A 13,814-nucleotide genomic window follows, 5' to 3' on the forward strand; every position below is an offset into this window, starting at 1 on the left:
ATTAAAAATCCCTCTCTAAAAGTTTATTTACTTTTAGTATCGTAATAATTCTATCCTCTTGTTTTCCGACTCCGTCAATGAGAGTGTCATCGCCGTTTGCAGTCTCAGGCGCAGGCCCTATTCTGGATTTTTTAATTCTTATAGCCATGGTTAGTCTGTCGATAACAAAGCCAGCTATATCATCTCCGTGTCTCATAACTATAAATCTTGTATCTTCGTTATGTTTTTTAGGGCTTAGTCCAAATTTAAGACGCAGATCGATCAAAGGTATAACAGCGCCGCGCATATTAAAAACACCTACTACATACTTTGGAACCTGAGGAACTCTTGTCCACGGAAACGGTTTGATGATCTCTTGAATAGCCAAAATAGGAACCGCATACTCTTCATCTCCGATTATAAATCCGACAAGCTGAACTATATCCTCAGAGTGGTTTATGCTCTCCTGCTCCGACTTGCTCTGTTTGCTGATTATCTCTTTTAATTTTTCGCTCATTATAAAAACTCCGATCTAAAATTAATATTTCTCTGCACTACACTTGATAGGTAGTCTGCTGAGTAAGGCTTGGTTATATACTCGACCATTCCGGACTCTACTCCGCGCATACGGTCAGATTTGCCTGTTCGTGATGTTACCGCGATGAGAGGCAGGTTTTTATAGCGGTTATATTTCTTGATCTCTGTTGCCAATGTATATCCGTCCATTCTAGGCATCTCAATATCGATTAGCATCGCATCAAAGCTATAATCACCCTGCTTTAGTATACTTAGAGCTTCTTGACCGTCACCTGCTTCAACAAGAGCAACTCCTAGAGGCTCCAGTGCTTTTCGCATAATGGTTCTGTCCGTCTTGGAGTCATCTACTATCATAACCGTATAATCACTAGCTTTTGTCTTTTCGCGCGTCAACATCGCCGCATCTGAAGTAGAGTCTGCTATTGCCGATGCTTTGACATGTTTTGCCATATCCATGATCGCCACAACGTCAACGATAAGCGTAACTCCTCCATCACCGCGGATAGTTGCACCCGCAATCCCTTCAATACCCTTCAGGAACTCTCCTAGAGATTTTATAACTATCTCTTCTTGACCGACAAGAGTATCTACAATAAGTCCTAGTTTGCTTGTACCAAGACCCAGAACTACGACATAAGCGTATTCGCTTGAATCAAGTATACGCTCTACTTCAAAAATATCTCCGATATGCACAAGAGGGAGGACATCTTCACGAAGTCTCATTACCGAGCGCCCTTCAACCGTGTAAACCTCATCGGTAGATATCCTAACGGTCTCTAGAACAGATGCTAGAGGAATAGCGTAATGCTCCTCTTGAACACCAACAAGAAGCGCTTGAATAATAGCAAGAGTCAACGGAATTTTGAGCTTCATAGATGTTCCGACACCAAGTTCGCTGTCTATATCTATAATACCGTTTAGTTTTTCAATATTTGTCTTTACAACGTCCATACCGACACCGCGACCAGATACGTTGGTGACTTTTGCCGCCATTGAGAAACCTGGTCTGAAGATAAGAGTGAACGCCTCTTTATCACTCATATTTTCAGCCTCTTTTTGAGTGATAATACCCTTCTCAAGAGATTTTTTCTTAAGCAGTTCTACATCAAGACCTTTACCGTCATCATCTATCTGAATAACGATCTGATTACCCTCGTTGTATGCCTTTAGCTTAATAGTTCCTGTCTCACTCTTGCCCTGCTCTGCACGAACAGAAGGTATCTCGATACCGTGATCGCATGAGTTTCTTATGATATGGACTAATGGGTCCCCGACCTCTTCGACTATAGATTTGTCAAGCTCTGTATCTTCACCGAATATCTCAAGCTCTATCTTTTTGTTAAGCTCACGGCTTAAGTCACGTATCATTCTAGGGAACTTGTTAAACACTTTTCCAATTGGGAGCATTCTTGTCTTCATAACCGCTATCTGAAGGTCTGTAGTAACAAGCGAGACGATAGATACTACCTGATTTAGCTCCTCTAAAAAGCCCTCTCCCTCATAACGCTCTTCAACATCGTCATTTATCTTGATAAGTCTGTTCTTTGCAAGAACAAGCTCTCCGATAAGGTTCATAAGATGATCAAGTCTCTTAACATCAACGCGTATGGTCTGCTCAACCGTAGAAGCTTTTTTCGCAGGTGCCGCAGCTCTTGCATCATCTGATGTGCCTTCATCCTCACTTATTGAAGCAGGTTTTGGTGCAGGAGTCACAGGTACCGGAGTTTTAGAAGCAGGCTCTACCGGCTCATCTTTAGGCTCTTGTTCGCTCTCTTGCTCATCCGCCGATGTAGATTTTGCTTCTCTTTTTGCTTTATCTTCCGCCTGTCTCTGCTGCAGGAGTCTCTCTATCTCCGCTTCAAGCTCGTCTGGATCCATATTGTCATAGTCAGGCTCGTCCTCAGCTACAGCTTCCTCTTGTGAAGTTTTATCTTCAGCTGCCTGAGTCTCATCTACAACAGGAGATTCAACCTCTCCCGTTCCGCCTGTACACTTGTCAAGTCTGGATACACAAGCAGATACATCGATCCCGCCATCAGAACTTGTGTCACGGATAATATTTAAAAGAGCCTTCATAAGATCTATAGACTCCAAAATAACATCCATGATGTCGGCATCTATAACTAACTCGCCGTGTCTTGCCTTGTTTAAAACATCTTCCATATGGTGAGTCAGGTGAGTCAGAACGTCAAAGTTTAAAAATGACGATGCTCCCTTGATCGTGTGCGCAACGCGAAATATTCTATTTAAAAGTTCTAAATCTCGGGGGTTGTTCTCCAGCTCCACCAAATCCTGATCTAACTGCTCTATAAGCTCGAAAGACTCGACTAAAAAATCTTGCAGTATCTCTTGAAATTCATCCATATTTTCACTCCTACTTCATATGAGCACGAACGATGCGTGCTACTTCATTATAAAATGCGCTTGCTTTGAACTTAACCAAATAAGCTTCACCGCCTGCTTCAACACCTCTGTCTTCACTAAAATGATCACTTATAGAGGAGTTAAAGACGATCGGTATATTGTCAAATCTGCCATCCTCTTTTACATTTGCCGCAAAATGGAAACCATCCATTCTAGGCATCTCCACATCCGAAATGATAATTTTTAAAGTATCTGGAAGCTCTTTGCCGTAGAGCTCATAAAGTTCATCAAGCTTCTGCAGTCCCTCTTTGCCGTCCATCGCTTCAAGAACATCAAATCCCATCTTAACAAGCGCCTCTTTTACTATTTTTCTAGCAGTAGAGCTGTCATCAAGAACAAGAGCTACTCCGCTAAATGTCTCGTTCTCTGTCGTATTGAACTGAGTGTCGGGCTCATAGAGTCCCAAGTCCTGAATAACACTCTCAAGATCAAGGATAAGAAGAACATTGTCCCCCTCTATTTTTGTAACACCCGTGATCTTACTGCCATCAACCGTTGCACCGTCACTCATAAAAGATGCCGGCTCTATGTCCGCCCAGCTTATTCTTCTTATTCTTTTTGCCTCATGGACTACAAAACCTATAAGAACGTTATTAAACTCCGTAATTATTACTCTTGCATTTTTTTGAGCATTCTCTGGCTCTTTGATATTCATCCATTTTGCTAAATTCACTACGGGAATAACAACGTTTCTTAGATCAAATATGCCCTCTATAAATTCTGGAGTACCTGGTAGTTCCGTTAATTTCGGTAGTTTTATTATCTCTCGAACTTTTGAGACATTTACACCGTAAATGCCCTCGTAGACCCTGTCATCTTCTTGTTTGAAGATGCGAAAATCCACAAGTTCCATCTCATTCGAGCCGACTTTTAGTGAATGTTCTATATTCATATTTTAATTTCCTTTTGAGAAAATTTCTTCCTGCAAAAATTGTATGCTGTCTTTAAATTCTACAATAAAATATCTTTGATTGCACGCAAAAGCGCCAAGGTTTATATATAAAAACTCTTTTAATTTCACACTTCTGTTCTGGTGAAAATGACCCTCGATAAAGTAGTCACAACTGTACTTGCCATCAAGCCTTTTGGCCATAAACTCCTCTAGACCCACAAACTCTTTGCAATCATTTTTTTTGCCAAGATACTCATCAAGCTTCTTTAGTATGTAGTGGTTGCTTATGGAGTCTATTGCTCGTAGCAGATACAAAACACAAGAGCTTCTAATAATAGTTGTGTAAATTTTATACCCTAGATCGCTTTCTATGTCGCCGTGAGAGAGCAGGACTTTTTTTCCATCCATCCGGCACTCTACAGGTTGTGAAGAGATTGGAAAAACTTTTGCTTTTGGAAAAACAGTTGTAAGATTAAAATCATGATTTCCCTCCAGATAGAGCACCTCTACCTCTGCAGATATCCTGTTTATTAGAGTGATAGCCTCTTGGTTTATTTTATGAGTTTGAGGTATCTCTCCAAAAAGTGCATCAAATATATCGCCCATTAAGATGAGCTGCGGGCAGGATATCTTTTTGGAGTCTATATCTCTTAAAAACTCCAAAAAGTGAGGACGTTTGTGCGAGTAGTGTGCGTCTGCTACGACAACAGCCCCCTTTTTGATCTCCAAATTACGGGACATAGGCTATGTTTGGTATCCCTAAATCTTCATCAAGCCCCATCATCAGGTTGGCATTGACGACCGCGGCTGAAGAGGCGCCTCTCATAAGGTTGTCTATCGCACTTGATATAAAGAGAATATTGCCTTTTTCTAAAGAAGCTTTGCTTTGCTTTACATAAATATCGCAAAAGTTTGTCCCCGCTACGTTTTTCATATCAACTGGATTTTTGCTCACTCTTACGTGTTTAGCATCTTTATAGTACGCCTCAAGGAGTTCATGTGCATCAAAATCTCCCTCGACCTGAATATAGATAGAGCTTAACATTCCACGCGTAATAGGAACTAGATGCGGAACAAAATGCACCTCTTCAAAATCAACTCCCAGTTTTTGAGCGATCTCAGGTGCGTGTCTGTGCATAAGAGGATTATATGCAAAAAGATTCTCATTTACATTCACAAAGTGAGTTGTTTCGCTCAGTTTTTTTCCTGCCCCGCTAACACCTGTTTTTGCATCTATAATTATAGGAGTATTTTTTACTCTCTTCTCCATAAACGGTAAAACACCCAATATCGCAGAGGTTGGAAAGCATCCCGGATTTGCGACCAAAGAGGCAGACTTCAACTCTTTGCGAAAGAGTTCTGGAAGACCGTAAACCGCTTTTGCCAAATTTTGAGCATCTGTATGCGGACAGTAAAACTTCTCATAAATATCTTGCGGCAATCTATAGTCAGCCGAGAGATCAACTACTTTTATGCCCTTTGCAATAAGCGGCTTCACATAAGCCATAGCGCTCTGATGCGGAAGTGCTAAAAAAACAAGCGCACAAGACGTCGCACACTCCTCAACGTCAGCTTTTTTTACATCTAAGTCACAAACCTTTGCAAGTGATGGATGCAGAGATACAAGCGTTGTTCCGCCCTCCGTGTTTGCAACGTAAGATAGATTGAATTTTGGATGATGAATAAGAATTTTTAAAAGTTCAAGCCCTGTATATCCGCTTGCCCCTATGACTCCTACATTAATTACACTCAAAGACTATCTCCTGATATCTAACTTCGACTATCTCAAACTCTTTTGTTCCGTTTGGAAGCTGAACCTTTACGTCATCGCCCTCTTCACGACCTAAAAGCTGTTTTGCTAGCGGCGAGTTGAAAGAGAGAAGCCCCATCTCAGGATTGCTCTCACATCCGCCGACTATAGTATAAGTAAACTCCTCATCCGTATTTACGTCACATACAACGACCGTTGAGCCGAAGCTTACTTTTGAGTGTTCAAGATCTTTTGGATCTACTATTTTTGCACTGCTGATCAGGTCTGCAAGCTCTTGGAGACGGTTATCAATCTGTTTTTGCTGCTCTTTTGCCGCGTGATACTCGGCATTTTCTTTAAGATCTCCATGCTCAAGCGCCTCTTCTATCGCCTTGACCACGGCAGGTCTTTTTACACTTTTTAGATCTTTTACTTCTGCTTGGAGCTTGTTATATCCAAACAGTGTCATCGGCTCAATTTTTTCCATAAATGCGTCACCCTAAAACAATAAATTTTTTACTCATTATACCAGACTTTTTTAGCGAGGAGCTACTTTTGAGAGGTCAAACTCTATCTTTTGCTCTTGGCACTCTATCGTTATAATACAGCCTCTTTTGCTGATTTTTTGGGCTTTTTTTATATTTTTTAGCAGTTCTCTGTTATCTTTTGAGAGCGGATCATGAGCATATAGCGTTTCATATTTTATGAAAAAGATTCTTCCTCCGCCGCAACCATCCCCCACTATTCCTTCACACACAAGCGGCTCACTTAAATCAAAACTATCAATCATCCAAACACTCCTCTATTTTGATACTATTTTTTTCACGGCTTCTGCACACATGACAAGTCCGAAAGTTCCGGTAACGGCGCTAAAACTGCCCTTCTCTTTTACTTTTGCATGTTCGGTGCTAAAGATTACTCTGTACTTTTTCTTGAAACCGCGCTTTTTAAGTTCATAACGGATTTTTGAGCCGAACCTGTCACCGTGGCTTTTCCAGATATCATCTACATGCACTTTAGTCGGATCGACCCTTTTAGCCGAGCCGAATGATGAGATAAGTTTTTTATAGCACTTCTGTGCAAGAGCGAGCTTTGCTTTTGTGTCATCTATGGCATCAAGCACCACATTATAGGGCTCAAAATCAAAATCCCAAACCCACTGCTCATCTATCTTTGCGTTTATAACCTCTATATGCGGGTAGTGTTTTTTAAGCGCCTCTACCTTGACCTCTCCCTCATGCAGTTCCGACCACATCTGGCGGTTTTGGTTGCTTTTGTCATAGGCGTCAAAATCAACTATCGTAATATGCTCCACACCACTGCGGCTCAAGCAGTCAAGGCAGTGTCCGCCTACCCCTCCGACTCCAAGAAGCAGGACTTTTGCATTTTGAAGTTTTGAAAAATCATCTCCAAAGAGAGTTTTTATACGCTCATATCTCACTTCTACTCTATCCACTCTTTAAGCAGACTTATACTTTTATAAGCGCTCATATCAAGCTGTATCGGCGTTATGGATATATTTCCGGATTTTATAGCCTCATAATCGCTCACACCCTCCTGTCCTTTACGTGCGGAAAAGTTAAGCGGATGCGTTCCAAGCCAGTAGTACTCCTCACCCCTTGGGTTTCTATGCAGATGTGAGTCGTTTGCGTAGAGCCTGTACCCTGCATAAGTGATAATCATCTTCGGCTCCTCTATATCAATATTTGGAGGGATGTTTATATTTAAAAACTCTCTCTCGGGAAGAGGAAAAGAGCCATCTTTTATCTTGAGAACAAGCTTTTTAATAGTCTCCTGAGCCAGAGTAAAATCGCCACCCGGGTCGGTAAAGTCCATCACCTGAGATATGGCGATGGATGGGATGTCATGCAAGACACCCTCCATAGCTCCCGCAGCAGTTCCTGAGTAGGTAATATCCTCACCCATATTTGAGCCGCGATTAATTCCGCTGATAAGCAAGTCCGGCTTGGAATCAACGAACATCGTACTGAGCGCGAGATATACGCAGTCACTCGGAGTTCCGTCATCAAGTTTGAAGAAGTTATCCTCAACGCCCACAAAACGAAGGGGACGAATAATGGTAAGCGAGTGCCCGCATGCAGACTTCTCACTAGCAGGTGCAACCACCGTAACCTCGACATCCTCTATCTCTCTAAGGGCTTCAACTAAGCTCAAAAGTCCTTTTGCCTCATATCCGTCATCATTTGTTACTAATATTCTGTATCTTTTTTTCATGACGTAATTCTATCATTAAAGTTTAAATTTTTTAATTATGCTTGTGGCATAAAAAATGCTACAAACAAAGAATGAAATTATTCCTATTATCAATACTTTTATCTCTGTCCATTTTTGCATCACAAACCTTTGATATTGAAAACAGTTACAATCGTCTAAACAGTGAAATAGACAGACTCTCCGTAAATCTAACAACAGAAGAGAAGCTTCTATTGTACTATCTTGTTCTCTCGACCCACGAGAAGATAACGACCGCACTTTCTCTTGATGAGAGCAAGGCAAAAAGCCTGCAGCAGCTCCAAGAAGAGACATTAAAAACATTTGCAAAACTTCATGAGCACAACGATAGAATAAGCCCCAAAGAGGTAGAGTTGCTAAGAGAGCTCTACTCCAAGATGAGCCAAAGCGGACTCTCTCTTATAGAAGATCAAGCAAAAAAGAGCTCAGGTGAAGATGTAAAAGAGAGAGTGGTCTTTAAAGAAAAGATAGTTTACAAAGAAGCAGAGCAAAATAAAACTCCTCTGATCATTGCCGCAGTGCTATCTTTTTTAACTGCTCTTCTGCTTGGTTACTATCTTATCAGAGCATACTATATAAAAAAGAGAGAAAATGAGATCCAAAAAAATATGCTTGAAAAAGCAGAAGATGAGAGGGAGTCTCTTTTAGAGGAGCTTATGCATCTAAGAAGAGAACTGGACTCTATCAATACAAAAGAGAGAGAGACTGTTTCAGAAAAAGAGAGCATTATAAGCGAGAACCAAGCACTTTTAGAAAAAAACCGACAGCTAAGAGAGAGTCTCTTAGAGCTTGAGAATAGATACAGACTTGAGAGTGATATGCTAAATATTAAGATAAAAGAGGCAGATGAGAAACTCTTATCTTTAGTTGCTGAACATTCACAAGATAAGAGAGAACCCAAAAATGATCTAGAACTTCAAGAGAAGCTCTCATCACTGCAGCAGCAGAGTCAGGAGATATTTACTATACTAGATAAGATATCTGACATTGCAGATAAGACTAACCTGCTTGCACTCAATGCCGCCATAGAAGCCGCGCGAGCGGGAGAGCATGGGCGCGGATTTGCCGTTGTAGCGGATGAAGTTAGAAAATTAGCAGACACGACGCACGACACGCTTGGGAGTGCAAAAACAAACATTACTCTGCTGAGAGATGCTGTATCATCTCTTAAAAACAAAAGCTCTTGATGTTATTACTTGACATTATAACTTCTATTAGTGTAAAATTGTGGCAATAAAAATTACTCTTTCCCTATGCAACATGCAATTTAATATCCACAGGGCAAAATCTAAAAACATTAAGGCAGCTATCCGATGAGTGAGAACACTCCACAACAACCCCGCAAAAACAAAACTACTAACAACTCAAAGACAAGAACGCACAATCCGGTAAAAGGTGTAAGCGTTGAAGATCTGCGTGTAAAAGGCATAGATGAGCTTACGACAATGGCTGTTGAACTAAACATCGACAATCCAAATGAGCTAAAGAGACAGGATCTCATCTTTGAGATACTTAAAGCTCAGACAGAACAGGGAGGATTTATCCTCTTTATGGGTATCTTAGAGATCATGCAGGATGGCTACGGTTTTATACGCTCAATTGACAAGAGTTTTGACGAGAGTATAAACGACGCATACGTCTCCAACACTCAGATACGCCGTTTTGCCCTTCGTAACGGTGACGTCGTAACGGGTCAGGTTCGCCCTCCAAAAGACCAAGAGAGATACTACGCACTTATTAAAATAGAGGCCGTAAACGGTCTTCCGCCTGAAGAGAGTAAAAAAAGACCTCTCTTTGAAAACCTCACTCCTCTTTATGCAACAGATCAGATAAAACTAGAATATTATGAAAAAGGTCTAACGGGCCGTATGATGGATCTTTTCGCTCCTATAGGCAAAGGTCAGCGTGGTCTTATCGTCGCACCTCCAAGAAGCGGTAAAACAGAACTTTTAAAAGAGATAGCTCACGGTATCACTCACAACCATCCTGAGATCGATCTAATGGTTCTGCTTGTCGATGAGAGACCTGAAGAGGTAACGGATATGGAGAGAAGCGTAAAAGGCGAGGTTTACAGCTCTACATTTGATATGCCTGCCAAAAACCATGTAAAAGTAGCCGAGATGGTCATAGAGAAGGCAAAAAGACGCGTTGAACTTGGTCGCAATGTAGTTATCCTGCTAGACTCCATCACACGTCTTGCACGTGCTTACAATACTGTAACACCTTCAAGCGGAAAGGTCCTCTCAGGCGGTGTTGACGCAAATGCGCTTCACAAGCCAAAAAGATTTTTTGGAGCGGCTCGTAACATAGAAAACGGCGGAAGCTTAACCATCATCGCAACAGCTCTAGTAGATACTGGAAGCAGAATGGACGAGGTCATCTTTGAAGAGTTCAAAGGAACAGGAAACTCCGAGGTCGTACTTGATAGAAAAATCGCTGAGAGAAGAATATTCCCTGCAATTGATATTCTAAAATCTGGAACAAGAAAAGATGAGCTTCTAATAGGTCCTGAAGTTCTGCAAAAAGTGTTTATCCTTCGTCAGATGATACACAAACAGGAAAATGAGATAGAAGCGCTCAAGTTTGTCTACTCTACAATGGGCAAAAAAGCTACGAACGAAGAGTTCCTTGAAAGTATGAATACCAATCAGTAATGACGAAGTCAGATTTCTCGCCTTTAGGCGTAGCTTCAGTGAGAGGAATTTGTCAAGGGATTCACTTCCTTGACAAAGGAGAAAAAGAGTGAAGGTCGGAGTATTTGACAGCGGCATCGGCGGCTTAACTGTTGTAAAATCACTGCTTGAGCATCGTCTTTTTGAAGAGATCATCTACTTTGGTGACACTGCCAGAGTCCCTTACGGTATAAAAGATAAGACTACCATTATACGCTACGCAATAGAGGCCGTAGAGTTTTTCAAAAACTTTGAACTAGATATGATAATCGTCGCGTGTAATACGGTGAGCGCACATGCGCTTGATGAGATGAGAGATGTGTCTTCATGCCCTGTTATAGGTGTTGTTGAAGCCGGTATCTTGGCAACGGCAAATGCGCTTAAGAGCAAAGATGCAAATATTCTAATCCTTGGAACGAAAGCTACAATAAACTCTAAGGCTTATGAGATCGGATTAAGAGCAGAGGGTTTTAACAATCTTCAGGCAAAGGCGACGGGACTTTTTGTTCCTATGGTTGAAGAGGAGATCTATGAGGGCGAAGTTTTAGAGGCTACTTTTAGACACTATTTTAAAGAGATATTATTGCCAGATGCAATAATACTGGGCTGCACTCACTTTCCTCTTATCTCAAAATCTCTGCAAGATCACTTCAGCAAAAAAAGCATACTTATCCACTCGGGAGACGCAATAGTCGAATATCTTGAGAGAGAGTTTGATTTTAGTAAAAAATATGATGAGCCAAAGTTAGAGTTTTTTGCTTCTGAGAGCCCTGAATCGCTTAGAAATATAGCCAAAAAATGGCTTCTTATTTAGGGGAGGGGTAAAATTTATTCCAGAGATTTCTGGAATAAAGTGTAGTTAAAACTACTTTGCTATCTTCTTTGCTACTTTTTTTGCCAGCTTTTTAGCATCTTTCTTAGCTGTTAGACCTTTTTTAGCAACTTTTTTCGCTACTTTTTTGGTAGCTTTTTTAATATCTTTTTTAGCGATATCTGCTTTTTTGGTAGCTTTCTTTGCTACTTTTTTAATAACTTTCTTATCTAGTACTTTTGCCATTTAGGACTCCTTTAATTTTTTACTACTAAAAATAGTAATAATTTATAGGCATTATATATTTTATATAGCCTATTGTCAAGTTTATATAGAGATACGCTATAATTTCATATAAATAACAAACTATTAAAGAGAGTCTATGACATTTATCGATTTTAAAAAACTACTCCTTGATGCGGATATAACTCTGCCAAAATTCAGCAAACTTATAAAAGTTAGTGAAAAAAATATCCAAGCCTATAAAAAGAAAAAAGAGGTGCCCAACACTATTGCCGTTATAGCCGCATGTTTTGCATCAATGAAAAGTGCCGATCTCGATTACAAAGAGGTTGTTGAGCTGCTACAGCTGCAAGCCAAAACAAAAAAAGGGGTCGGCTTCGCCAAAAAGGTCTCTAAAGAGAAAGAGGCAGGCAAAGATTCTTTGTTATGAATCTGTAACATTTCTGAAATAATCAGGCGTTAATATTGCGCTATGAAACTAGAACTTCCTAAAAAATGGATACGCAACCTAAAAACTTTAGATGTTGCCTTTCAGCCTATAGTAAATATTCATACCGGAAAGATATTTGCAGTTGAAGCACTCCTTAGAAACTACAAAGAGGTCGGCTTTAACTCTATTTTTGAACTCTTTGATGAAGTATATGAAGACAACCTGCTCTACTCGTTCGACTTAAAGCTCAGGAAAAAAGCTCTTAAAAAGCTCACAGACGTAGTGGACTATGAAAATATAAAACTCTTTTACAACCTAGACAATAGACTTCTTGAGATGCCCAACTTTAAACATGGAAATACAGGCAAACTCTTAAAGCAATACGGTATTTCCAAAAACAGCATCTGTTTTGAGATATCAGAGAGGCATGAGATATCTAACAGTTCAAGGATGCAAGAGGTCTTAGAGCATTATAAAAGCGAGGATTTCTGTATAGCCATTGATGACTTTGGAGTCGGTTATTCAGGCTATAAGCTTCTTTACGAGAGCAGACCCGACATCATAAAAATAGACAGATTTTTCCTAAGCGACATACAAAAAGATGTGAAAAAAAAGCTTATGGCAAGAAGCATCACTCATTTGGCAGTTCAGCTTGGCATAAAAGTGATCGCCGAGGGAATCGAGAGCAAAGAGGAGCTTCTTACCTGCAGAGACATAGGATGCCATTTTGTTCAAGGATATTTTATTCAAAGACCTACTCTTGAGGCATCTGAAATATTAAGCGAATATCCTCATATTTTAGATATCTTAAGCAGTGAAAAAAGAGCTACAGAGAGTAGTTGCAAAATAGAAGCATTTATAGACAAAAAGCCTCCCTTTACTATAAACACCGAGATGAGAAGCGTTGTAGAGTATTTTCAAAAAAACCCTCAAGCGGAGACCGTTATTATAGTAAACTCACATAACGAACCGGTAGGCATTTTGCAAGAGAATAAGATCAAAGAGTTTATCTACTCCCCTTACGGAAGGTCGCTGCTCACAAATAACGGTGCTAAAAAATCAAAGCTGATAAATCTTATAGAGGCGTGCGGGATAACAGAGATAAACTGCAATATATCTACAATTATCGAGCTCTTTTCAAACAACTCAGAATCTATCGGTATCATTCTTACAAACAACTCTAAATATTACGGCTTTTTATCTGCAAGAGCAATAATCTCGATAATGAACGAACAGAACATCATTCACGCAAGAGAGCAGAACCCTCTGACAAAACTTCCCGGAAACTCTATGATAGAAAAACTGATGGCAGAGATCATAGAGAGCGAAAAAACTTATATTTTGTGCTACTTTGATCTAGACAACTTTAAAGCCTTTAATGATGTATACGGCTTTAGAAATGGAGACAGAGCCATCATCCTTTTTGCAGATATTTTAAGAAAAAATCTATCGCTAGAGTTTTTCAAAGGGCATATCGGAGGAGATGATTTTTTTGTAGCAGTTGAAGCAGATGATGAGAATGAGGAAAAGTATATAAAAACACTCTCCAAAATAGTTAAAAAATTTGAATATGACGCAAGAGAACTATACTCAAAAGAGGATAAAGAGAACGGGTATATAATATCAACGGACAGGGATGGAAATAAAAAAAAGTTTCCTCTACTCTGCGTAAGCGCATCACTGCTAATAGTGAGAAACGGCACAAATAAAAGAAGCGCAGATAGTATCAATACTATTTTATCCATTCAAAAAAAAGTTGCAAAACAGGACAGTAGTCATATCTCCATCAGTTGTCTGTTATGATTTTTTAACCCTATAAATGT

Annotated in this window: 14 protein-coding genes and 1 pseudogene; 5 read left to right on the forward strand and 10 right to left on the reverse strand. The window is 40.1% G+C overall.

Annotation, left to right across the window (positions count from 1 at the left end; genetic code table 11):
* Position 1: 1 nt before the first annotated feature.
* The 9 genes from FCU45_RS07125 to surE are packed head-to-tail and all read right to left on the reverse strand — an operon-like array spanning position 2 to position 7,817.
* The gene (locus FCU45_RS07125; protein ID WP_137013752.1) at positions 2–496 is read right to left on the reverse strand and encodes a chemotaxis protein CheW; all 495 of its coding nucleotides are present in this window, start codon (positions 494–496) and stop codon (positions 2–4) included.
* The gene (locus tag FCU45_RS07130) at positions 496–2,880 is read right to left on the reverse strand and encodes a hybrid sensor histidine kinase/response regulator (protein WP_137013754.1); all 2,385 of its coding nucleotides are present in this window, start codon (positions 2,878–2,880) and stop codon (positions 496–498) included. Before FCU45_RS07130 ends, FCU45_RS07125 begins: the two co-directional genes overlap by 1 nt.
* Before the next feature lie 10 nt (positions 2,881–2,890).
* Entirely contained in the window at positions 2,891–3,832 is a 942-nt protein-coding gene (locus FCU45_RS07135) for a chemotaxis protein (protein WP_137013756.1), read from the reverse strand.
* 3 nt (positions 3,833–3,835) lie between these two features.
* Entirely contained in the window at positions 3,836–4,573 is a 738-nt protein-coding gene (locus tag FCU45_RS07140; protein WP_137013758.1) for a UDP-2,3-diacylglucosamine diphosphatase, read from the reverse strand.
* Complete coding sequence (gene argC, locus FCU45_RS07145) at positions 4,563–5,585, reverse strand: N-acetyl-gamma-glutamyl-phosphate reductase (protein ID WP_137013760.1); 1,023 nt, start codon at positions 5,583–5,585, stop codon at positions 4,563–4,565. Before argC ends, FCU45_RS07140 begins: the two co-directional genes overlap by 11 nt.
* The gene (gene greA, locus FCU45_RS07150; protein WP_137013762.1) at positions 5,572–6,069 is read right to left on the reverse strand and encodes a transcription elongation factor GreA; all 498 of its coding nucleotides are present in this window, start codon (positions 6,067–6,069) and stop codon (positions 5,572–5,574) included. The genes argC and greA overlap by 14 nt, the downstream gene beginning before the upstream one ends.
* A 51-nt stretch (positions 6,070–6,120) precedes the next feature.
* On the reverse strand, positions 6,121–6,372 hold the full coding sequence (locus tag FCU45_RS07155; protein WP_137013763.1) for a thiamine biosynthesis protein ThiF: 252 nt from the start codon (positions 6,370–6,372) through the stop codon (positions 6,121–6,123).
* 12 nt (positions 6,373–6,384) lie between these two features.
* A complete protein-coding gene (locus tag FCU45_RS07160; protein WP_137013765.1) occupies positions 6,385–7,023 on the reverse strand; it encodes a tRNA threonylcarbamoyladenosine dehydratase in 639 nt (212 codons plus the stop codon).
* A gap of 2 nt (positions 7,024–7,025) precedes the next feature.
* On the reverse strand, positions 7,026–7,817 hold the full coding sequence (gene surE, locus FCU45_RS07165) for a 5'/3'-nucleotidase SurE (protein ID WP_137013767.1): 792 nt from the start codon (positions 7,815–7,817) through the stop codon (positions 7,026–7,028).
* A 986-nt stretch (positions 7,818–8,803) separates the two neighbouring features.
* Between surE and FCU45_RS11895 the strand changes: the two are divergent.
* The 3 genes and pseudogenes from FCU45_RS11895 to murI form a co-directional block, all read left to right on the forward strand.
* A pseudogene (locus tag FCU45_RS11895) lies at positions 8,804–8,935 on the forward strand (methyl-accepting chemotaxis protein); the annotation flags it as partial.
* A gap of 213 nt (positions 8,936–9,148) precedes the next feature.
* Positions 9,149–10,489 (forward strand): transcription termination factor Rho, encoded by a 1,341-nt coding sequence (gene rho, locus FCU45_RS07175; protein WP_137013769.1) that lies wholly within the window; start codon positions 9,149–9,151, stop codon positions 10,487–10,489.
* Positions 10,490–10,577: 88 nt separating this feature from the next.
* Positions 10,578–11,321, forward strand: a complete 744-nt coding sequence (gene murI, locus FCU45_RS07180; RefSeq protein ID WP_137013771.1) for a glutamate racemase — start codon at positions 10,578–10,580, stop codon at positions 11,319–11,321.
* A 51-nt stretch (positions 11,322–11,372) separates the two neighbouring features.
* On the opposite strand, the gene FCU45_RS07185 is transcribed toward murI, so the two are convergent.
* On the reverse strand, positions 11,373–11,564 hold the full coding sequence (locus FCU45_RS07185) for a hypothetical protein (protein ID WP_137013773.1): 192 nt from the start codon (positions 11,562–11,564) through the stop codon (positions 11,373–11,375).
* Positions 11,565–11,700: 136 nt separating this feature from the next.
* Here FCU45_RS07185 and FCU45_RS07190 point away from each other — a divergent pair, with 136 nt between their 5' ends.
* A complete protein-coding gene (locus FCU45_RS07190) occupies positions 11,701–11,991 on the forward strand; it encodes a hypothetical protein (protein WP_137013775.1) in 291 nt (96 codons plus the stop codon).
* Between the two features lie 42 nt (positions 11,992–12,033).
* A complete protein-coding gene (locus tag FCU45_RS07195) occupies positions 12,034–13,794 on the forward strand; it encodes a GGDEF domain-containing protein (RefSeq protein ID WP_137013777.1) in 1,761 nt (586 codons plus the stop codon).
* Positions 13,795–13,814 lie beyond the last annotated feature (20 nt).

Origin of the sequence: Sulfurimonas crateris, from assembly GCF_005217605.1 — a bacterium.
Taxonomy (GTDB): domain Bacteria; phylum Campylobacterota; class Campylobacteria; order Campylobacterales; family Sulfurimonadaceae; genus Sulfurimonas; species Sulfurimonas crateris.